Origin of the sequence: Nocardioides koreensis (assembly GCF_039531775.1) — a bacterium.
GTDB classification, from domain to species: domain Bacteria; phylum Actinomycetota; class Actinomycetes; order Propionibacteriales; family Nocardioidaceae; genus Nocardioides; species Nocardioides koreensis.
This window is the reverse complement of the sequence record NZ_BAAAQR010000011.1, coordinates 131,567-150,706: the sequence shown is the minus strand read 5'-3', so window position 1 is coordinate 150,706 and position 19,140 is coordinate 131,567. Positions and strand designations below refer to the sequence as shown.

Genomic DNA, 19,140 nt, shown 5'->3' with positions numbered 1-19,140 from the left:
AGAATCTACGCGAGGTGGGTCAGAGCGTCCGGCCGAACATCTGTGCCGTCTCCCGGGCCGTGGGCGAGCCGGCGTCGGGATCGGCCCCGTGCGTGAGCAGCGTCGCGACCACTGCGTCCTCGCCCTTGAAGACCGCGCCGGCCAGCGGCGACTGGCCCCGGTCGTTGAGCCGGTTCACGTCGGCGCCCCGTCCGGCCAGTCCGTCGACCACCTCGGCGTGGCCGTGGTACGCCGCGAGCATGAGCAGCGTGTTGCCGGAGGTATCGGTCAGGTCGACCGGGACCCCGGCGTCGACGTAGGCCAGCAACCTCTGGACGTGCCCGAGGCGTGCGAGGTCGAACATCTGGTGCGCGAGCTCGACGTGCGCCGCTGAGATGCCCTCGTCCCCGGTCATGGCGAAGAGCCTAGGGTGACGGCCATGTCTGTCGTGGAGCCCGGGGCGCCTGATGACCTTGCGAGCGGCGTGCGTGCCGACTTCCGGTCCGCCTACGGGCACGCGGCGACCGTCGTGGGCCGCGCCCCGGGCCGGGTGAACCTGATCGGAGAGCACACCGACTACAACGCCGGGCTGTGCCTCCCGCTCGCGCTCCCCCACGCCACCTACGCCGCGCTGGCCCGTCGCGACGACGGCCGGGTGCGGATCGCGAGCCGCCAGGCCGCGGAGCCCTGGGAGGGCAGCGTCGACGCCCTCGGGGCCGGCTCGGTGTCCGGCTGGGCGTCGTACGCCGCCGGCGTGCTGTGGGCGTTGCGCGAGGCGGGGCAGGACGTACCCGGCGTCGACGTGTTCATCGACAGCACCGTCCCGCTCGGCGCCGGCCTGTCCAGCTCGGCCGCGCTGGAGTGCTCGGTGGCCGTCGCCCTCACCGACCTGCTCGGCCTGGACCCCACCCCGCGGGTGCGCCGCGAGCTCGTGGCCGCCTGCATGCGTGCGGAGACCGAGGTGGCGGGCGCCCCGACCGGCGGCATGGACCAGACGGTCTCGATGCTCGCGGAGGCCGGCGCGGCACTGCTCATCGACTTCGAGGACCACTCGACACGTGCGGTGCCGCTGGCCCCGGAGGATGCGGGCCTGGCCCTGCTCGTGACCGACACGCGGGTGTCGCACGCGCTGGTGGACGGCGGGTACGCGTCGCGACGCCAGGACTGCGAGGCGGCCGCCGACCAGCTGGGCGTGGCCTCGCTGCGCCACGCCGACCTCGCCGCGGTGGAGGGCCTCGGCGACGAGCGGGTGCGCCGACGCGCCCGCCACGTGGTCACCGAGATCCAGCGCGTCCGCGAGTCGGTGGCGGCGATCGAGGCGGCCGACTGGCAGGAGCTCGGCCGCCAGTTCCTGGCCTCCCACGTCTCGATGCGCGAGGACTTCGAGATCTCCTGCGCCGAGCTCGACACCGTGGTGCAGACCGCGGTCGAGGCCGGCGCCGTCGGCGCCCGGATGACCGGTGGCGGCTTCGGCGGCTCGGCGATCTCGCTGGTCCCCCTCGACCGGCTCGACGCGGTGATGCGCGCCGTCGACACGGCGTTCGTGGCGGCCGGCCACCGCCCCCCGGCCCACCTGCGGGCCGAGCCGTCCGCGGCGGCGGACGTGGTGGCGGGCGGTCGGCCGGACCCGGACACCACCTAGCTAGGTGGCCGACACGCCGATGCGCCCGCCGCGGAAGGCGTCGACGAAGAGCGCGTGGTCCTCCCGGACCTGCGTGGCGTAGTCCATCCCGAAGTCGGTCACCCAGGCGGTGAACTCACGGCGGCGCCCGTCGAGGCTCGCGGCGATCGCCTCCTCGACCTGGAAGTCCACGAGGTCCTGCGAGCTGTCCTCGTCGGAGGCGCAATGGATCTTCGCGGTGGCGCGACCGAGCAGGTCGACCACGGCCGCGATGTCGTCGGGCTCGGTCAGGTCCGACCAGTCGAGGTCGACCTCGTAGGGCGAGACCTCCGACACGACGTACCCGACCCCGTCTACCTGTGTGTGGCCCAGCAGCGGGTCGGTGTGCACCTGCAACGCCCGCTGGCTGACCACGGTCCGGTGCCCCTCGTGCTCGAAGTAGTCGTCGACCTGGCGGGTTTCGACGAACCTGCTCACGGCCGGGACGTTGGCCTGCTTCATCGAGAGCAGGACGTCGTTGTCGAGCGCCTGGCTGTAGCCCTCGACCAGCAGGTTGTACGCCGGGAGGCCGGCGCTGCCGATCCCGAACCCGGACTTCCCGGCCACGTCGCGCAGCTCGTAGAACAGCTCGCGGTCGAACCGCTTGTCCTCCGGGATCGTGTCCAGGTACGCCTCGAACGCCCGGACGACCTTGGCCCGTTCCTTCTTGCCCAGGCGTCGCACCGAGGAGTCCTCGCGCAGCATGCGCGCACCGTCGTCCACGACGGTCGCGCCGTCGAGGAGGTCCGCCCGGCGCCGGAGCCGGGCGGTCACCAGCGCCTCCCTGATCGGCCCGTGGGTGTTGTCGAGGTGAAGTGCGAAGTCGTCGTCGTCCTCACTCTCGCGGTAGGCGTCGACCTGGGAGAGGTAGGAGCGGACGTACCTGCCGATCAGGGACCGGACGTCGTCCTCGGGCAGCGCCTTCTGCCAGCCCACCAGGGCGAGCGAGGCCGCGAACCGCTGCAGGTCCCAGGTGAACCTGCCGAGGTAGGCCTCGTCGAAGTCGTTGATGTCGAAGACCATCCGGCCGTCGGAGTTCAGGTAGGTGCCGAAGTTCTCGACATGGAGGTCACCGTGGATCCAGATCCGTCCGCTGCGCTCGTCGGCGTACGGATCCTCACCGCCGGTGACGTCCGCGTAGTACAGGCAGGCACTCCCCCGGTAGAACGCGTGCGGGTCCGCGGCCATCTTGCGGAACTTGCCGCGGAAGGCGACCGGGTCCGCCTCCATCAGCGGTGCGAACGCGTCCTCGAGGACGGAGACGATCAGGTCGGTGCGCGAAGAGTCGGCCACGCCCGCCACTATGCACGACCCGAGGTCGCGGACTGCAGGCCGTGCGCGCGCAGCTGCAGGTCGGCGAGGCGCGCGATGACGACCCGGTCGCCGTCCCGCAGGGCACCGACGGGATCGTCGGTGACGCGGGCGAGCACGTGCATCGGCTGGTGGGTGATGGCGCGGAGCGCGAAGAGCTCCAGGTCGGCCTCCGCGTCGATGAAGCGCTGCCCGGCGGTCGCCTCGCGCACGAACCGCACCCGGCCCGGCAGGTAGCGGGTGCCCACGACCAGGACCGGGATGCCGGCGATCGAGAGACCCAGCCAGAAGGCGAGCCGCTCGACGGCGCGGATCTCCGCCCGCCCGGCCTCGGCGAGCTGCTCGGAGGCCGCCGACGCCTCGTCGAACGGGCTGGACACGCTGTCCCCGACGACGGGCAGGTCGCTGAGGGAGTCGCCGGCGTCGGTGAAGGACCCCGCCAGGCTGGTGGCGGACTCCGCGGTCTGCCGTCCGGGACCGGCCAGCTCCATCGTGCCGTCGTGCACGACGTTCCCGATCCAGATCCAGGCGATGACCCAGCAGACGAACAGCACGTCCGCCAGGAGCTGACCGGCGAACCGGGCGGACGTGTCGGCGTACAGCTTCATGGGGAGATCCGATCCTCCGGCTCCTCGGCCGGGTCGTGGGCTGGGTACTGCTACTCATGTACCCGCCCGACCGGTCGAGTAGGCGCACGGATCCGGCCGACCCCGACCCGCGGCGAGGCTGTGGCCCATGAGCACTCCGAACCAGCCCAAGAACACCAGCGCCTTCTTCCTGCAGGCGGGCGTCTCCTTCGGCATCGCACTGCTGACGATGATCGTCGCGGTCCTCTACCTCCCGGTCGATCCCTGGATCCGGGCCTTCCTCGGCCTCGGCACCCTGTTCCTCACCACCTCGTCGTTCACCCTTGCCAAGTGCATCCGCGATGCCCAGGAGAACCAGTACGTCGTGGCCAGGCTGGACCAGGCGCGCGTCGACAAGCTCCTCTCCGAGCACGACCCCTTCCGGGCGATCTCCTGACCGCCACCGTCCACCGTCCACCGGGCGGGTGCGCCTCCGGGCGCACCCGCCCGTCTGCTTGACTCGGGACGAGCCGACGACAGAGCAAGACCTGTCGGACTGTCGACCATGGAAGGGATGGCCACGTGCCTCGCATGAACCCGCTCGGCAAGATCAAGGACACCGCTCTCGGGACTCTCAAGGACCCGAGGGGGGCCGCGGAGAAGGCGGTCGGCCAGGCCCGGGGCACCGTCGCCCTCGGCCGGATGGTCGCCGACCAGGTGACCAGGTCGGCCTCCGGCGCCGTCATCTCACGCATCCCCGGCCGGAAGCCCGAGGCGAAGCCACCGGCCGCTGAGCCGGTACCGAAGCCTGCCGCGACGCAGGCTCCCGCGAGGAAGGCCCCGGCCGCGAAGCCCGCTGCCGAGCAGGCGCCTCCCAAGAAGGCCCCAGCCAAGAAGGCCCCGGTCAAGCAGACCCCGGTCAAGAAGGCTCCCGAGACCCAGGTCGAGGCCGCCGACGCCTCCGAGGTGGACGTGACCCCGGCCGACGTCGCCAAGACCGTCGCCAAGAAGGCTCCGGCGAGGAAGTCGCCGTCGAAGAAGGCACCCGCCACGAAGAAGACCGCGGCGACCGCCCCTGGAGCCAAGCTCCCTCCGAGGAAGCCGGCTGCCAAGAAGGCCCCCTCGAAGAAGGCCGCCACCACCGCCCCCGCGAAGGCGGCAGCGCAGCCCCGCAAGGGCTGACCGAGCCGCCGCGCAGACGACCGAGCGCCGGGCCAGGACGAACCCGTCCTGGCCCGGCGCTCGTCGTACCGGCCGTTGCCGCGTGGTTACTTGAGCTCGGCGCTCGACAGCCCCAGCACCCGGCGCGCCACGATCAGCTGCTGGATCTGCTGGGTGCCCTCGAAGATGTCGAGGATCTTCGAGTCGCGCGCCCACTTCTCGAGGAGCTCGGTCTCGCTGTAGCCCACCGAGCCGGCGAGCTCGACACAGCTCAGCGTGATGTCGGAGCCGACGCGCCCGGCCTTCGCCTTCGCCATCGAGGCCTCCAGCGAGTTGGGCCTGCGGTTGTCGGCCATCCAGGCGGCCTGGAGCATCAGCAGGTGCGCGGCCTCCCAGTCGGCCTCCATCTGCAGGAACCTGGCGGCCGCGGCGGACTGGACCATCGCCGGACGGTCGTAGTCGACCTCCACACCTGCCTGCTCCAGCAGCTCGCGGGTCAGGTCCAGCGCGGCCTTCGCGCAGCCCACGGCCATGGCGGCGACCAGGGGGCGGGTGTTGTCGAAGGTCGCCATCGCGCCGGCGAAGCCCTGCTTGACGTCGACCTCCGGGGAGCCGAGGAGGTTCTCCTTCGGCACCCGGCAGTCCTCGAAGATGATCGTCGCGGTGTCCGAGGCCTTGATGCCGAGCTTGTGCTCGAGGCGCTCGACGCGCATGCCGGGCGTGCCCTTCGGCACCACGAACGACTTGATCGCCGCGCGGCCGAGCGTCCGGTCCAGCGTCGCCCACACCACGACCGCGTCGCAGCGGTCGCCGGAGGTCACGAAGATCTTCTCGCCGTTGAGGACGTACTCGTCGCCGTCGAGGGTGGCGGTGGTCTTGATGTTGGCCGAGTCGGAGCCCATGCCGGGCTCGGTGATGGCCATGCCGGCCCACACGCCCTCGAAGCGCGCGAGCTGCTCGTCGTCGGCGACGCTGGCGATGGCGGAGTTGCCGAGTCCCTGACGGGGCATCGACAGCAGCAGGCCGACGTCGCCCCAGCACATCTCCTGGATGGACATGACCGAGGCGAGGTTGGCGCCGTTCTTCACGCCGCCGTCGTCCTTGCTCTCGTCCCGGCGCACTCCCGCCGCACCCGCACCCTCGGCCGCGCCGGACTCGGAGAGCCCGTCGATCATGGCCGCGAGCATGTCGAGCTCCTTGGGGTACTCGTGCTCGGCGCGGTCGTACTTGCGGGAGATCGGCCGCAGCATGTTCATGGCGACCTGGTGCGCCTGGCCGGCCAGCGGCCGGAACTTCTTCGGATCGTCCAGATTGATCGCCATCAGATCAGCACCGTGCCTTCCATGATTCCGACGGCCCGGAGGTCGCGGTACCACCGCTCCACCGGGTGTTCCTTGACGAACCCGTGGCCGCCGAGCAGCTGGACGCCGTCGAGGCCGATCTGCATCCCCTTGTCGGCGCAGAGCTTGCGGGCCAGGGCGACCTCGCGGGCGAAGTCCTTGCCCGCGCCGGCCCGGGCGGCCGCCTTGTAGGTCAGCAGCCGCATCGACTGCAGCTCGATCGCGATGTTGGCGACCATGAATGCGACCGACTGGCGGTGGGCGATGGGCTCGCCGAAGGCCTCGCGCTCCTTGACGTACGGCGTCACGTAGTCGAGCACGGCCTGGCCGGTCCCGACCGCCAGCGCGCACCAGGCCAGGCGCGACAGCCGCACGCACTCGGCGTACGTCGTGCCGTCGACCGTGCCGAGGACCGCGCTGTCGGGGACCTTCACGTCGTCAAGGGCGAGCCGGGTCAGCCCCGCGGCGCGGACCCCCATCGCGGGGTCGCCCTCGACCTCGAGGCCGGCGGTACCGCCCTCGACCAGGAAGAGCACCGGCCTGCCGTCCAGCTCGGCCCCGACGACGAAGAGCTCGGCGTCCGCACCTCGCGGGACGAGCGTCTTGACGCCGGTGAGCCGGTAGCCGTCCTCCGACCTCGTCGCCCTCGTCGAGGGGTTGAGCACGTCGAAGAGCACGGCCGGCTCGTTCAGCGCGAGCGCGGCCGCCGGCGCCTCGTCGCCGGTGAAGGCGGGCAGGTAGGTCTGCTGCTGCTCGTCGGTGCCCCACAGCGCGATGGCCGTGGCGACCGAGCCGGGGGCGAGCGCGGCCACCGCCAGCCCGAGGTCACCCCTGGCCAGCGCCTCGGCGACGAGGGTGCCGGCCATGGCCGAGCGCTCCTCGGAGATGCCACCGAGTGCCTCCGGCACGCCGAGGATCGGGAGACCGATCTCCACGCCGGCCTTGAGCACGGAATCCGGCGCCTCGCAGGTGTCGTCCGCCTCGGCCGCGGCGGGGCGGACCACCTCGTCGGCGAGCTCGGTGACGACGTCGACGAGCATCTGCTCGTCCTCGGTCGGCGTGAGGTCGAAGACGCCCCGGGCCGTGGCCGCGGGCACCCGGACCCCGGGCTTGCCCTTCTTGCCGGCCCTGGCGAACGTGCGACTGGCGGTGGTCATGGTCCTGAAACCGCTGCGGGTCACCGTGAAGACGGCCTGCTCGGCCTGCTTGCGCAGCCCGATCCGGTCGATCAGGTCGCTCTGCGCGACCCGGCTGAGCGCGGCGACGGCGAACCCGATCGGGTCGCGTGACTCCTGGGAGGACAGCCCGTGCTTGCCTCCGGGCCTGAGGCCCGCGTTCATGAAGCTCCGTGTCGGGGACATACCGCAAATGTAACTGCGAGTTACACTCTCGGCTACAGCCGTGGTGGTGTGCCGGGTCACATGCCGGCCTTCGCTAGGCTCCCGCCCATGCCTGACGCGCCCGAGCACGCACCGTACGGACCACTCCCGGAGGGCGGCACGGTCCGCCCGATGACCCGCTGGGGCACGCCGGTGATGCACCGCCCGCAGGCAGCGGTCACGTCGTACGACGAGGAGCTGCGGACGCTGGTCGCCGACATGGTCGCCACGATGTACGCCGCCGACGGTGTCGGGCTGGCGGCCTGCCAGGTCGGGGTCGACCTCGCGGTCTTCGTCTTCGACTGCCCCGACGAGTCGGGCGAGCGCACTGTCGGCGTGGTGTGCAACCCCGTCCTGACCCTGCCCGAGGGGCGCGACCGCCGGCTGGACGACGGGGACGAGGGCTGCCTGTCCTACCCGGGGGCGTTCGTGGAGTGCGCCCGGCCGGACTTCGCCACCGTGCGCGGCACCGGACTGGCCGGGGAGCCGGTCGAGTTCTCGGGCGACGGGCTGCTGGCCCGCTGCCTGCAGCACGAGACCGACCACACCCTCGGCACGGTGTTCGGGGACCGGCTCCCGACCAAGCAGCGCAAGAAGCTGCAGAAGCAGCACGACAAGGCCGTCGACGACTACCCGGAGTCCTGGCCCGCCTGACCTCACTTCGGCCTATCGTGCGGACATGGGAAAGGTCGTCCTGTTCATGTCCGTCTCGGTCGACGGCTTCTTCGAGGGGCCGGACCGGGAGCTCGACTGGCACCGGGTCGACGACGAGCTGCACGGGCACTTCAACGAGACGCTCGCGGACATGGGCGCCTTCCTCGACGGGCGCCGGACCTACGAGCTGATGGCGGACTTCTGGCCGTCCGCCGACGCCGACCCTTCCGCCCCTGCGCCCGTCGCCGAGTTCGCGCGGATCTGGCGCGAGATGCCCAAGGTCGTCTTCTCCCGCACGCTCTCGTCGGCAGGCTGGAACACGACGATCGCCCGCTCGGTGTCGGTCGACGAGATCCGCGCGATGTGCGCGGAGCCGGGCGGCGACCTGGCGCTGGGCGGCGCCGACCTGGCTGCGTCGTTCCTCGCGCTCGACCTCGTGGACGAGCTCCGGCTCTACGTGCACCCGGTGCTGATCGGTCGGGGACGGCGGCTGTTCCCCGGCGCCGACCTGCGGCGCGACCTGGAGCTCGTCGAGACCCGGACGTTCGGGAACGGCGTCGTGCTCCTGCACTACGCCCGACCGTCCGCTGCGTGACGCGACCGGTCGGCACCGGCGTCAGGAGTAGTCCGCCCAGACCCGCTGCGCCGCGCCGTCGACGGTGATCGCTCCTCCGTACGGAAGGATCCACTGCGGGCGGGTGTGACCGAACGGAACGCCCACGACCACGACGGCCTCGGGGTTGTAGCGGCCGACCAGCTCGATCGCCAGGTCGCGCTGCTCGGCCCGGCGTGCGGCCCGCTCCCCGGCGCTCGGCCTCGCGTCGGAGCTCGAGGTCGGCGGGCGCGCCACCAGGACGGCGTCCACCGCCGTCAGCAGCCCCCGCTCGCCGAGTGACCGCAGGATCCAGCCGAACTCGCTGGCGGGAATGAGGTCCTCCGAGGTCTCGAGGAGCAGGACCCCGCCCTGCAGGACCTCCGGCTCGGACGGGAAGCGGCCGGCCGTCAGGATCCACTGCACGACCTCGATGCAGCCGCCCCAGGTGCGGCCGGTGACCGACCGCTCCGGACCGGCCCAGCTCCACGGTTCGGTCGGTTCGCGGTCGCCGTGCTGGGTCAGCGCTGCGGGGTCCTTCCAGTCCCGGCCGAAGTCCTCCGACTCCCCGGGCTCGGTGATCTCCAGGCGCTCCCCGGTCAGCAGGGCGGCACGCAGCGACCTCGCGTGCACCTCGTCGACAGCGGGTCCGGGTCCCAGGTGCACCTGCGTGGAGCCGCCGTGGAAGCCTGCGACTCCGTGTCCCCACAGCCAGTTGAGCAGGTTGGTGTTGTCGCTGTAGCCCAGGAACGGCTTGGGGTCGGCCCGGACGAGCTCGCCGTCGAGGTGTGGGACGACGGTGATCTGGTCCTCGCCGCCGATCGTCGCCAGCACGGCCCGGATCCCGGGGTCGGCGAAGGCGGCGTTGAGGTCGGCCGCGCGGTCCCGGGCCGAGGCCCCCAGCCGACGGGTGGTGGGGTACTCGACCGGCACGAGGCCGGTCACCTCCTCGAGACGCTTCAGGGCTTGCTCGTGCACCTCGGGTGCGACGCCCGGGGCGGCGAACGAGGGTGAGAGCACCGCCACCCTGTCGCCGGGGGCGGCCTTGGCGGGAGAGACGAGCGGCTGCATGGGAGGAGTCAACCGCGCGGGACCGCCGAAGTCGTGCGAATTCGACCACTGTCGCAGCGGATCGTTCGTGGAGCGTGGAGCCGAGCGTTTCCGGGTAAGGGTCCGGTGAGGGAGGTACCCACCATGAGATTGCTGCGAGGTCTGCTCGGAGGGCTGCTCTGGATCCTGGCCGCGGTGCTGGGGCTGGTCGCCGTCGTCCTGTGCATCACCGTGATCCTGCTGCCCATCGGGCTCCCGCTGCTGGGGCAGGCGCGGCGGATGTTCACCACGAGCGTCCAGCTGATGCTGCCGCCGGCGGTGGCACACCCGGTGAAGACCATGGACAAGAACGCCCGCAAGAAGGGGCGCAAGGCCAAGGACGCCGTTCCCGACGCGGCCGCGAAGGCGGCGGACAAGGCTGGCGACGCCACGAAAAGCAGTCGCAACCCGTTCCGCAGGCGCCGCAGACTGCTCGGGTGACCCGCGCTCCTGAGTCCTCCACCCTGACAGTCCGCATCATCCAGCTCGAGGCGGCGACGCTGGCCGCGCTCGGCGACGGCGACCTGGCTCGAGCCCTCGAGACCACACCGCTCGAGCTGACGGAGTGGCTTGCCGGCCCGGACTGTGTCGGCACCTGGCGACGACGCGCGCGTCAGGTCGTCGAGACCCCGGCCGACGCCCCCTGGGTCACCGGCGTGCTCTGGGACGAGCACGACCGGCACGCGGTGGGCAAGGCCGGCTTCCACGCAGCGCCCGACCCCGACGGCCTGGTGGAGGTCGGGTACGCCGTGGACCCGGCGTACCGCCGGCGGGGCTACGCCCGCGCCGCGCTGGAGGCCATGATCGCCCGCGCGCAGGCCGACCCGGACGTCCGGACGCTGCGCGCCACCGTCTCCCCCACGAACACCGCATCGCTCGGGCTGATCGGACAGTTCCCGTTCGTCGAGAACGGCGAGCAGTGGGACGAGGAGGACGGGCTCGAGCTCATCTACGAGCTCGCCGTGGTCTAGCGGTGCGGGAACGCCTCTCCCCCGCCGGCGGCCAGCTGCTCGGCCACGATCTCCAGGTGCTCGTGCTTCATCTCCTCCGGCATCGCCGGCAGCACGTCCTCCCAGAACGCCAGCATCGCGCCGCGGCCCTGCATCATCCCGGCCGGCCGGGCCAGCGCCCACAGGTGGAAGTGCTCCGAGCCGTCACCCCATCGGGAGAAGTGGGTGCGCGCCACCCCGGGGATCGATTTCACCGCCGCGCTCAGCCGCTGCATCAGCGGCCCCAGTGACTCCATCACCTCGGCGGGGGCGTCCTCCAGCCGGCAGTGCCGCTCCGGCGCCATGCCACCGATGAACGGGATGCCCATCCGCGTCCAGCCGGCGTTGACGTGCCAGAGGTCGTCACGCCAGATCGTGAACTCCGAGGGCCGGCAGTGGCTGCACTCCGACGGGTCCAGCTCCCCGGCCCGCGGCTTCTCGGGCACCCGCATCGGCTCCAGCGGCTTGAGGGTGACCGCGTCGAAGCACGACATCGCGTCGTCCGCGAGCGGAGCCCCCGAGAGCCGCGCCCCGATCGGCAGGGTGCGGTGGTAGGGCGAGTCGGCGTCTTCTGTCTCCCAGTCATCGGCCATGAACCGAACCTATGCTCAGGCCATGACAGATGTCCCCGTACACGCCCGGCAGCCGGGCAGCGCTCCGACGTACGGCCGGGAGCTGCTCGAGCTGCTGCGGATCGTCGTCGTCGCGGGGGTGGCGGTGGGGATCCTCGTCATCGGGCTGGGCGGCCGGCTGGCGATGCTGCTCCTCCGCCTGACCTCGCCCGGCGACGTGGTCGGCGTGACCAGCGATGACGGCTTCGAGATCGGCCGCACCACGCTCGCGGGCACCTACAACCTGATGCTCGTCGGCGCGAGCGTCGGGCTCATCGGCGCGGTCGCGTACGTCGCGGTGGCGCCCTGGCTCATCGGACGGCGCTGGTTCCGCTACCTCACGGTCGGGGTGACCGCGGCGGCGCTGGGCGGCGCGCTGCTGCTCCACGACGACGGCGTCGACTTCACCCGGACCGGGCCGCTCTGGTTCGCGGTCGCGCTGTTCCTCGCGCTCCCGTTCGGGTCCGGAGTGGCGCTGGCTGCCGTCACCGACGCGGTGAGTCGCCCGGGCTCCTGGACGTCGCGCGGTCACGCACGATGGGTGCTGCCGGTGGTGCTCGTCGGGCTGGTCCTGCCCGTCCTCCCCCTGCTGCTGCCGTTGACGGTCGTGCTCGCCGTCCTGCTGGCGCTGCACCGGCTGCTGCTGGCGCCGATCAGGGCGTCGACCGTGGCGACGCTGGCGGTCCGCTCGGCCTTCTTCGCGATCCCCGCGCTCTCGTTCGTGGCGCTGGGCCAGGACCTCGCCGAGCTCTTCTGACGTTCTACGCCCGCGGTCCGGGGAATCCCCCGGTCACGCGACGACGGCCCGGTGCGCCGTCACGTAGCACGCGACGGCGGCGGCCGCCCCGACGTTGAGCGAGTCGACCCCGTCCTGCATGGGGATGATCGCGCGCCGGTCGGCGGAGCGCTCCCACCGCTCCGAGAGACCGTGGCCCTCGGAGCCGAGCACCAGGGCCACCTTGTCCAGCCCGGCGACGGCCTCCTCGATCGGCGTCGAGTCGGGCGCCAGGGTGAGCGCCACCGTGGTGAACCCGAGCGCCGACAGCGACGGCAGGGCGTCGTACCAGCCCTCGAACCTCGTGTAGGGAACCGTGAACACCGCGCCCATCGCCACCTTGATCGAGCGCCGGTAGAGGGGGTCGGCGCAGCGCGGCGCCAGCAGCACTGCGTCGAAGCCGAGGGCGGCGCCGGAGCGGAAGATCGCGCCGACGTTCGTGTGGTCCACGACGTCCTCGAGCACGAGCACCGACCGCGCTCCCTCGAGCACCGAGTCCAGCGAGGGCAGCGGGCGGCGCTCCAGCGAGGCGAGCGCACCCCGGTGGACGTGGAAGCCGGTCACCTCCTCGGCCAGCGCCTCGGACAGCACGTAGCACGGCGCGTCGGTGGTCTCCAGCACGTCCCCCAGACCATCGAGCCAGCGGGGCGCCATCAGGAACGAGCGCGGTGTGAACCCGCCCTCGACCGCCCGGCGCACGACCTTCTCGCCCTCGGCGAGGAACAGCCCGTGGGTGGTCTCCAGCGCCTTGCGGAGCTGTACGTCGCGCAGGTCGCGGTAGTCGGCGAGGCGGGGATCGGCGGGGTCGGTGATCTCGAGCAGGGTGGCCATCAGGAGAAGTGTTGCGGATGGGCGACCGCGACGACGCCCCCGACCACGATGATGGCCGGTGCCTTCACCTGCTCGGCCTCGATGTCCTTCGCCAGGGACCCGAGCGTGGAGAGCACCGTGCGCTCGCCCGGCATCGTCCCGTCGCAGACCACGGCCACCGGCGTCGAGCCCGTCCGCCCGCCGTCCATCAGCGCCTCGGCGATCGCCGGGGCGTTGTGCACCGCCATCATCAGGACGACCGTGCCCGACATGCCGGCGACCGCGGCCCAGTTCACCAGGGACTCGGGATGCCCCGGTGGCAGGTGCCCGGAGATGACGGTGAACTCGTGCGCCACCCCGCGATGGGTCACCGGGATGCCGGCGACCGCGGGGACCGCGACGGGGCTGGTGAGGCCGGGGATGACCGTCACCGGGACGCCCGCCTCGCGACAGGCGAGGACCTCCTCGTAGCCCCGCCCGAAGACGAAGTTGTCGCCACCCTTGAAGCGCACGACGAGCTTGCCCTCGAGGGCCCGCTCGACGATGACCCGGTTGATCTCCTCCTGCTGCGCCGAGCGGCCGCGGGGCAGCTTGGCCACGTCGATCAGCTCCACGTCGCTGGGCAGCTCACCGAGCAGCTCGCGTGGCGCCAGCCGGTCCGCCACCACCACGTCGGCCTCCATCAGGGCCTTGCGGCCGGCGACCGACATCAGGTCCGGGTGGCCGGGGCCGCCGCCCACCAGGACCACGCCCGCCTGCCGGTCGCGCTGGTGCCGCGCGACGATCGTGCCCTCGCGCAGTCCCTCCAGGATCTCGTCGCGCACCGCCGCGGAACGTCGCGGCTCGCGGTTGCCCAGCACCGCCACCGTGACACCGGCGTGCCGCCCCACGGCCGGTGTCCACGCAGTGGCCCGGGTGGCGTCGTCGGCGCGCACGCAGAAGATCCGCCGCTCCTCGGCCGCGGCGCTCACGCGCTCGTTCGCGTCGTGGTCGTCGGTGGCCGCGATGGCGTACCACGCACCGTCGAGGTCCGGCTCCTCGAAGCCGCGCTCGACCCAGGTCACCTCGCCGGCACCGACCAGCCCCTCGAGGGCCGGCGTGACCTCGGGCGAGACCACCGTGACGACCGCCCCGACCGCCAGCAGTGCGGGCACCCGCCGTTGCGCCACGTGCCCGCCGCCGACGACCACGACGGGTCGCCCGGCGAGCCGGAGTCCGGAGGGGTACGGCGGGAAGTCGTCCACCGCCCCATCTTCCGGCGACCGGCCCCGACGTCGTGGCCCCGGTTCACCCACCGGACTAGGTTGGGGACGATCCGTCATCTCAGCTAGGCGAAGGAGACACATGAGCCTCGAGCGTCCGGTGCACCCCAACCCCTATGACCTGCTCCCCCAGGTGCCGTCCTTCACGGTGACCAGCGACGACGTCACCGACGGAGCGCCGCTCAAGGACGACCAGGTCGCCGCCAAGGGCGACACCTCGCCCCAGCTGTCGTGGTCGAACGTCCCCGCGGGCACCAAGAGCTTCACCGTCACCTGCTTCGACCCCGACGCCCCCACGCCGAGCGGCTTCTGGCACTGGGTCCTCGTCGACCTCCCCGCCGACTGCACCTCGCTCGACACCGGGGCCGGAGCCGAGGGCGCCTCCCTGCCGGGCAAGGCCTTCATGTGCCGCAACGACGGCGGGTCCAAGGCCTTCACGGGAGCGGCACCGCCCCAGGCCGACCAGGTCCACCGCTACTTCTTCGTCGTGCACGCGGTGACCGAGGACTCGCTCGGCGTCGACTCCGACGCCTCCCCGGCCGTGGTGTCGTTCAACCTGGCGTTCAAGACGGCCGGCCGCGCGATCATCCAGGGGACCTACCAGCACTGACGCCTCACGGGAGGGCGGCGGCCCGAGCCGCCTCCTCACCCAGCTCGCTGGTCAGGACCGAGAACGGGTCCAGGCCGTCGTCGGGCTCGCCGTCCGACGCCGGGGGGAGCCCCACGCCCGACGTGACGGCGTCCAGCGCCGCGGCGGCCGCTGTCCACTCGGGGACCGCGAGACGCTGCCGGACCGCGCGGGCCAGGGCGACGAGTCCGGCCGCTGCCGCCAGGTCCCCGCGCCCGGCAGTGTCGACGGCCAGGACCTCCAGGCAGTAGCTGGCCCCGGTGAGCGACCGGCAGTCGACCACCAGGCGGACGGCCTCGCCCAGACGTGACCGGGACGCCGCGTGGTCGCCGGCCACGGCGAGCACCAGGGCCAGCCCCTGCAGCCCGAGGGCGGTCAGCGGCTGGTTGCCGATCCGGCGAGCATGCTCCAGCGCGCTGCGGAACTGGCGGTCGGCCTCGTGCAGGTCTCCCTGGACCACGGCCAAGGAGCCCAGGGTCAGCGCCACGTTGGCCGACCCCCAGTCGTGATCGATGGCCTCGTAGCCGGCGGCGGCCTCCTCGAGCACGGCGAGGGCACGGGAGGCGTCGTCCCGTGCGAGGTGGTGCAGTCCCAGGTGGTGCAGGCTCACCGCCCGTTCGAGCGGTCGCGACGCCGCAGCGAACGACTCCGCCGCGTTCCGGAGGACCTCAGCCGTGATACGGCCGTCGCCGGGCAGCCCGACGATCACGCGGCACAGGTCCAGCACCGCGGTGTCGAGCGGCTGCAGGCTCGCACGGTGCCCCTCCAGCCGGTCGACCCAGCCGCGGCACTCTGCCACCGAGTCGCGGAGGTAGAAGTAGACGAGCGTGTCCCACACCAGCTCGAGCACGTCGCCCGCTCGGCCATGGACCAGTCCCGTGTCCACGGCGGTCCGGAGGTTGGCCCGCTCCTCGTCCACCCGGGCTGCCCACTCGCGCTGGTAGGGGCCGCACAGGAACGGCTGCGCCTGCCGGGCCAGCCCGAGATGGTGGTCGAGGTGCCGCAGCAACGTCGGTGCCTCCTCCCCCTCGGCACAGAGCCGTTCGCGCGCGTAGGTCCGGACCGGGTCGAGCAGCTCCACCCGGGGTGCCGAGCCGTCCGGTGGGTGCCGGACCCCGATCAGGCTCTTGTCGAGCAGGCCGGCGAGCGCCTGCTGCACATCTCGTGCGTCGTCGCCGCACACGGTCTCCACCGCCTCCAGGGTCCCGCCGCCTCCGAAGACGCCGAGCCGGGCGAAGACCGCGCGCTCCCGTTCGTCGAGGAGCTCGTGGCTCCAGTCGAGGGTCGCCCGGAGACTGCGTTGCCGGTCCGGGACGTCCTCGGCGGTCGACGCGAGGTCGAGCGCACCCTCGACCCGGGCCAGGAGCCCGGCGGCGCCGGCAACCCGTGCCCCCGCGGCGGCCAGCTCGATCGCGAGCGGGAGCCCGCCCAGGCGCTGGCAGAGCTCGGCAACCACGCGTCCCGGGGTGGCACTGCCCGAACCGAGGGCCGCGCTGCGATCAAGGTAGAGCCGAACCGCGGGCGAGGCTGCGGCCTGCGCAGCGGTGGCTCCGCCCACGGGGAGGGCCAGCGGCGCCAACGGCACCTCCCGCTCGGCGCGCACTCGCAGCGCCTGCCGGCTCGTGGCGAGGACCTGGAGTGTCGGCACCTGCTCGAGCAACCTGACCAGGTCGGGGCCCGCCGGCACCAGCTGCTCGAGGTTGTCCAGGACGAGCAGGGTCTGACGACTCCGCAGCAGCTCCTCGAGGGCGCCGACCGCGCCGAGCCGGTCGGTGTCGTGCGCCCGGAGCCGGTCGGCGACCGTGGGCATCACCCACTGCGGGGAGGTGACCGCCGCCAACGAGACGAAGTGCACGTCCACGTCCGTCCGGCTGCCGACGACCCTGGCCACCTCGAGCGCGAGCCGGGTCTTCCCCACGCCGCCGAGGCCGGTGATCGTGACGAGCCGGGCGCCGTCCCCCAGCTCGCGCACGGCGCGCTCGATGTCGTCCTCGCGACCGAACGTGGGCGTCAACGGCACCGGGACAGGGGCCACCGGGTCGACCACCGCCTGCTGGACGGAGCTGAAGTGCTCGCTCAGCAGCGCAGCCAGGTCCTCGGCCACCAGCTCCTCCAGCTCCTCGATGCCGCCGAACCGGCGGTAGGACGCGCGGTCCGTGGCCCGGACGTGGTCCAGCAACCGGGCGAGGGCGGGCTCCCTGGCGGGTGCCGGATGCTTGACGTAGAGCAGCTGGGGCAGCTCCGCGGCGAGGCGGTACTCGTCCTCCAGCCCCGAGACGTCCTCGCCCGGTGCCACCCACCCGTACCGCTCCCAGTAGACCCCCACGAAGACGTCGCTCTGCCTGAGGTAGGCGCGGTAGAGCTCACGCGGAGGGTGCGGTCGCGCTCCCTGCTCGAACATCACCGGGGAGAGCCGGAGCCCCTGGACCGCCCGGCGCACCGCCGCCCTCTCGGCAGCGAGCTCGGCCAACGTGGACGAGACGAAGACACGCACCCGGTGGTCGGGCGGCCGGATCATCGTGGTCCTGTCGACGGCACTCACCCAGCATCCGCGTCCGGGAGGTCAGCCAGCAACCCCCGACGCCCGCCGGAGCAGCTCCTCGAAGGGCGTGGGCTCGGCGAACTCGTCGGCCACCGTCCGGCGACGGCGGGCCGTGGAGTCGACCTTGCCCATCAGGGCGGCCAGCTCACCGGCGGCCCGGTCGATGCGGCCGGACAGGGCTCCCTCGTGGGCATCGCCGAAGTCCTCGCTCGCGGCGAAGACGCCCGTCGGGACCACGACCGCGTGGAGGTGGCTGAACAGCGGCCGGAGGGCGTGATCGAGCACCAGCGAGTGCCGGGGGGTGCCCGCCGTCGCCGCGACGAGCACGGGCTTGCCGTCCAGCAGGTCGGCGTCGAGCACGTCGAAGAACGTCTTGAACAGCCCGGAGTAGCTCGCGGAGAACACCGGGGTGACCACGACCAGCCCGGCGGCCCGTCGTACCGACTCGATGGCCTCGGCCAGCTCCTCGCCGGCGAAGCCGGTGAGCAGACGATCCGTCAGCTGGTGGGCCAGCTGTCGCAGCTCGATGTGCTCGACGTCGACCTCGCCGAGGGCCTCCGCGGTCGCGGACGCCAGCCGGTCGGCCAGCAGCCTGGTGGTGGAGGGTACGCCGAGGCCGGCGCTGACGACGACCAGCCGGGTCATGCCGTCACCGCGGGTGAGGAGCGTCGGCCCTCGTGGGTGGGGGCGTCCGGCACGTGTGCCGGCTTGAGGGCGGCGAACTCGCGGCGCAGCACCGGCACGACCTCCTCGCCGAGCAGGTCGAGCTGCTCGAGCACGGTCTTCAGCGGCAGGCCGGCGTGGTCCATCAGGAAGAGCTGCCGCTGGTAGTCGCCGACGTACTCGCGGAACCCGAGGGTGCGCTCGATGACCTGCTGGGGTGACCCGACGGTGAGCGGCGTCTGCGACGTGAACTCCTCCAGCGACGGGCCGTGGCCGTAGACCGGCGCGTTGTCGAAGTAGGGCCGGAACTCGCGCACGGCGTCCTGGCTGTTGTGCCGCATGAACACCTGACCGCCGAGCCCGACGACGGCCTGATCGGCGCTGCCGTGGCCGTAGTGCTCGAACCGGCGCCGGTAGAGCCCGACCATCTGCTTGGTGTGCGATGCCGGCCAGAAGATGTGGTTCGAGAAGAATCCGTCGCCGTAGTAGGCGGCCTGCTCGGCGATCTCGGGGCTGCGGATCGAGCCGTGCCAGACGAACGGTGGTACGCCGTCCAGCGGCCGGGGCGTCGAGGTGAAGCCCTGGAGCGGCGTGCGGAAGCGGCCCTGCCAGTCGACGACGTCCTCGCGCCAGAGCCGGTGCAGCAGGGCGTAGTTCTCGATCGCGAGGTTGATGCCCTCGCGGATGTCCTTGCCGAACCATGGGTAGACCGGGCCCGTGTTGCCGCGGCCGAGCATCAGGTCCATCCGGCCCTCGACGAGGTGCTGCAGCGTGGCGTAGTCCTCCGCGATGCGCACCGGGTCGGTGGTCGTGATCAGCGTCGTCGACGTCGAGAGGATGATCCGCTCGGTCTGCGCGGCGATGTAGGCCATCGTGGTCGTCGGCGAGGAGGCGACGAACGGCGGGTTGTGGTGCTGGCCCACGGCGACGACGTCGAGACCCACCTCCTCGGCCTTCCTCGCGATCGAAACGGTGTTCTTGATCCGCTCGTGCTCGGTCGGCGTGCGTCCCGTCGTGGGGTCCGTCGTGACGTCCCCGACGGTGAAGATGCCGAGCTGCATGGAGACTCCTGACCGGTGGGCGTTGGTTGAATCAGCAACTGATCATGGCAACCCCGCCGGGCCCCGCG

General features: G+C 72.3%; 21 protein-coding genes. 9 read left to right on the top strand and 12 right to left on the bottom strand.

Annotated features, from left to right (window positions below; all coding sequences use genetic code 11):
- Positions 1–19: 19 nt before the first annotated feature.
- The gene (locus tag ABD268_RS17120; RefSeq protein WP_344154967.1) at positions 20–394 is read right to left on the bottom strand and encodes an ankyrin repeat domain-containing protein; all 375 of its coding nucleotides are present in this window, start codon (positions 392–394) and stop codon (positions 20–22) included.
- A gap of 24 nt (positions 395–418) precedes the next feature.
- Between ABD268_RS17120 and galK the strand changes: the two genes are divergently transcribed.
- Positions 419–1,621 (top strand): galactokinase, encoded by a 1,203-nt coding sequence (gene galK, locus ABD268_RS17115; RefSeq protein ID WP_344154964.1) that lies wholly within the window; start codon positions 419–421, stop codon positions 1,619–1,621.
- On the opposite strand, the gene ABD268_RS17110 is transcribed toward galK, so the two are convergent.
- Positions 1,622–2,932 carry a DUF2252 domain-containing protein gene (locus ABD268_RS17110; RefSeq protein ID WP_344154961.1) on the bottom strand — a complete coding sequence of 437 codons (1,311 nt, stop codon included), beginning with the start codon at positions 2,930–2,932 and terminating at the stop codon, positions 1,622–1,624.
- An 8-nt stretch (positions 2,933–2,940) separates the two neighbouring features.
- Positions 2,941–3,558 (bottom strand): hypothetical protein, encoded by a 618-nt coding sequence (locus ABD268_RS17105; protein ID WP_344154958.1) that lies wholly within the window; start codon positions 3,556–3,558, stop codon positions 2,941–2,943.
- A 127-nt stretch (positions 3,559–3,685) separates the two neighbouring features.
- Between ABD268_RS17105 and ABD268_RS17100 the strand changes: the two genes are divergently transcribed.
- A complete protein-coding gene (locus tag ABD268_RS17100) occupies positions 3,686–3,973 on the top strand; it encodes a YiaA/YiaB family inner membrane protein (protein ID WP_344154955.1) in 288 nt (95 codons plus the stop codon).
- A gap of 134 nt (positions 3,974–4,107) precedes the next feature.
- Positions 4,108–4,698 (top strand): hypothetical protein, encoded by a 591-nt coding sequence (locus ABD268_RS17095; protein WP_344155072.1) that lies wholly within the window; start codon positions 4,108–4,110, stop codon positions 4,696–4,698.
- An 86-nt stretch (positions 4,699–4,784) separates the two neighbouring features.
- Here the strand turns inward: ABD268_RS17095 and ABD268_RS17090 are convergent, their stop codons facing one another.
- Positions 4,785–5,999 (bottom strand): acyl-CoA dehydrogenase family protein, encoded by a 1,215-nt coding sequence (locus ABD268_RS17090; protein ID WP_344154952.1) that lies wholly within the window; start codon positions 5,997–5,999, stop codon positions 4,785–4,787.
- On the bottom strand, positions 5,999–7,378 hold the full coding sequence (locus ABD268_RS17085; protein WP_344154949.1) for an acyl-CoA dehydrogenase family protein: 1,380 nt from the start codon (positions 7,376–7,378) through the stop codon (positions 5,999–6,001). Before ABD268_RS17085 ends, ABD268_RS17090 begins: the two co-directional genes overlap by 1 nt.
- 87 nt (positions 7,379–7,465) lie before the next feature.
- Between ABD268_RS17085 and def the strand changes: the two genes are divergently transcribed.
- Both def and ABD268_RS17075 read left to right on the top strand, forming a co-directional pair.
- Positions 7,466–8,050 carry a peptide deformylase gene (def, locus tag ABD268_RS17080; protein WP_344154946.1) on the top strand — a complete coding sequence of 195 codons (585 nt, stop codon included), beginning with the start codon at positions 7,466–7,468 and terminating at the stop codon, positions 8,048–8,050.
- A gap of 25 nt (positions 8,051–8,075) precedes the next feature.
- Positions 8,076–8,645, top strand: coding sequence for a dihydrofolate reductase family protein (locus ABD268_RS17075; protein WP_344154943.1), 570 nt, complete (start codon positions 8,076–8,078; stop codon positions 8,643–8,645).
- 21 nt (positions 8,646–8,666) lie between these two features.
- Here the strand turns inward: ABD268_RS17075 and ABD268_RS17070 are convergent, their stop codons facing one another.
- Complete coding sequence (locus ABD268_RS17070) at positions 8,667–9,713, bottom strand: S66 family peptidase (protein ID WP_344154940.1); 1,047 nt, start codon at positions 9,711–9,713, stop codon at positions 8,667–8,669.
- 123 nt (positions 9,714–9,836) lie between these two features.
- Between ABD268_RS17070 and ABD268_RS17065 the strand changes: the two genes are divergently transcribed.
- Both ABD268_RS17065 and ABD268_RS17060 read left to right on the top strand, forming a co-directional pair.
- Positions 9,837–10,172, top strand: a complete 336-nt coding sequence (locus tag ABD268_RS17065; RefSeq protein WP_344154937.1) for a hypothetical protein — start codon at positions 9,837–9,839, stop codon at positions 10,170–10,172.
- Complete coding sequence (locus ABD268_RS17060; protein ID WP_344154934.1) at positions 10,169–10,702, top strand: GNAT family N-acetyltransferase; 534 nt, start codon at positions 10,169–10,171, stop codon at positions 10,700–10,702. Before ABD268_RS17065 ends, ABD268_RS17060 begins: the two co-directional genes overlap by 4 nt.
- On the opposite strand, the gene ABD268_RS17055 is transcribed toward ABD268_RS17060, so the two are convergent.
- Complete coding sequence (locus ABD268_RS17055; RefSeq protein ID WP_344154931.1) at positions 10,699–11,313, bottom strand: hypothetical protein; 615 nt, start codon at positions 11,311–11,313, stop codon at positions 10,699–10,701. The two genes, ABD268_RS17060 and ABD268_RS17055, sit on opposite strands and share 4 nt — an antisense overlap.
- 22 nt (positions 11,314–11,335) lie before the next feature.
- On the opposite strand from ABD268_RS17055, the gene ABD268_RS17050 reads away from it, so the two are divergent.
- Positions 11,336–12,088 (top strand): hypothetical protein, encoded by a 753-nt coding sequence (locus tag ABD268_RS17050; RefSeq protein ID WP_344154928.1) that lies wholly within the window; start codon positions 11,336–11,338, stop codon positions 12,086–12,088.
- 33 nt (positions 12,089–12,121) lie between these two features.
- Here ABD268_RS17050 and ABD268_RS17045 read toward each other — a convergent pair whose 3' ends face one another.
- Both ABD268_RS17045 and cobA read right to left on the bottom strand, forming a co-directional pair.
- On the bottom strand, positions 12,122–12,937 hold the full coding sequence (locus tag ABD268_RS17045; protein WP_344154926.1) for a TrmH family RNA methyltransferase: 816 nt from the start codon (positions 12,935–12,937) through the stop codon (positions 12,122–12,124).
- Positions 12,937–14,160 (bottom strand): uroporphyrinogen-III C-methyltransferase, encoded by a 1,224-nt coding sequence (gene cobA / locus ABD268_RS17040; protein WP_344154924.1) that lies wholly within the window; start codon positions 14,158–14,160, stop codon positions 12,937–12,939. Before cobA ends, ABD268_RS17045 begins: the two co-directional genes overlap by 1 nt.
- A 100-nt stretch (positions 14,161–14,260) precedes the next feature.
- Here cobA and ABD268_RS17035 point away from each other — a divergent pair, with 100 nt between their 5' ends.
- Positions 14,261–14,788 carry a YbhB/YbcL family Raf kinase inhibitor-like protein gene (locus ABD268_RS17035; protein WP_344154922.1) on the top strand — a complete coding sequence of 176 codons (528 nt, stop codon included), beginning with the start codon at positions 14,261–14,263 and terminating at the stop codon, positions 14,786–14,788.
- A gap of 4 nt (positions 14,789–14,792) precedes the next feature.
- Here the strand turns inward: ABD268_RS17035 and ABD268_RS17030 are convergent, their stop codons facing one another.
- Genes ABD268_RS17030 through ABD268_RS17020 form a run of 3 tightly spaced genes read right to left on the bottom strand, consistent with a single transcriptional unit; the run spans position 14,793 to position 19,072 of the window.
- Positions 14,793–17,348, bottom strand: coding sequence for an ATP-binding protein (locus ABD268_RS17030; RefSeq protein WP_344154920.1), 2,556 nt, complete (start codon positions 17,346–17,348; stop codon positions 14,793–14,795).
- A gap of 21 nt (positions 17,349–17,369) precedes the next feature.
- Positions 17,370–17,993 (bottom strand): FMN reductase, encoded by a 624-nt coding sequence (locus tag ABD268_RS17025; protein ID WP_344154917.1) that lies wholly within the window; start codon positions 17,991–17,993, stop codon positions 17,370–17,372.
- Complete coding sequence (locus ABD268_RS17020) at positions 17,990–19,072, bottom strand: LLM class flavin-dependent oxidoreductase (protein ID WP_344154914.1); 1,083 nt, start codon at positions 19,070–19,072, stop codon at positions 17,990–17,992. The genes ABD268_RS17025 and ABD268_RS17020 overlap by 4 nt, the downstream gene beginning before the upstream one ends.
- Between the last annotated feature and the right edge of the window lie 68 nt (positions 19,073–19,140).

Coding starts and splice junctions, on each gene's coding strand:
- ABD268_RS17120 (WP_344154967.1), bottom strand. CDS start 394: ATGACCGGGGACGAGGGCATCTCAGCGGCGCACGTCGAGCTCGCGCAC.
- galK (WP_344154964.1), top strand. CDS start 419: ATGTCTGTCGTGGAGCCCGGGGCGCCTGATGACCTTGCGAGCGGCGTG.
- ABD268_RS17105 (WP_344154958.1), bottom strand. CDS start 3,558: ATGAAGCTGTACGCCGACACGTCCGCCCGGTTCGCCGGTCAGCTCCTG.
- ABD268_RS17100 (WP_344154955.1), top strand. CDS start 3,686: ATGAGCACTCCGAACCAGCCCAAGAACACCAGCGCCTTCTTCCTGCAG.
- ABD268_RS17095 (WP_344155072.1), top strand. CDS start 4,108: ATGAACCCGCTCGGCAAGATCAAGGACACCGCTCTCGGGACTCTCAAG.
- ABD268_RS17090 (WP_344154952.1), bottom strand. CDS start 5,999: ATGGCGATCAATCTGGACGATCCGAAGAAGTTCCGGCCGCTGGCCGGC.
- ABD268_RS17085 (WP_344154949.1), bottom strand. CDS start 7,378: ATGTCCCCGACACGGAGCTTCATGAACGCGGGCCTCAGGCCCGGAGGC.
- def (WP_344154946.1), top strand. CDS start 7,466: ATGCCTGACGCGCCCGAGCACGCACCGTACGGACCACTCCCGGAGGGC.
- ABD268_RS17075 (WP_344154943.1), top strand. CDS start 8,076: ATGGGAAAGGTCGTCCTGTTCATGTCCGTCTCGGTCGACGGCTTCTTC.
- ABD268_RS17070 (WP_344154940.1), bottom strand. CDS start 9,713: ATGCAGCCGCTCGTCTCTCCCGCCAAGGCCGCCCCCGGCGACAGGGTG.
- ABD268_RS17065 (WP_344154937.1), top strand. CDS start 9,837: ATGAGATTGCTGCGAGGTCTGCTCGGAGGGCTGCTCTGGATCCTGGCC.
- ABD268_RS17055 (WP_344154931.1), bottom strand. CDS start 11,313: ATGGCCGATGACTGGGAGACAGAAGACGCCGACTCGCCCTACCACCGC.
- ABD268_RS17050 (WP_344154928.1), top strand. CDS start 11,336: ATGACAGATGTCCCCGTACACGCCCGGCAGCCGGGCAGCGCTCCGACG.
- ABD268_RS17045 (WP_344154926.1), bottom strand. CDS start 12,937: ATGGCCACCCTGCTCGAGATCACCGACCCCGCCGATCCCCGCCTCGCC.
- ABD268_RS17035 (WP_344154922.1), top strand. CDS start 14,261: ATGAGCCTCGAGCGTCCGGTGCACCCCAACCCCTATGACCTGCTCCCC.
- ABD268_RS17025 (WP_344154917.1), bottom strand. CDS start 17,993: ATGACCCGGCTGGTCGTCGTCAGCGCCGGCCTCGGCGTACCCTCCACC.
- ABD268_RS17020 (WP_344154914.1), bottom strand. CDS start 19,072: ATGCAGCTCGGCATCTTCACCGTCGGGGACGTCACGACGGACCCCACG.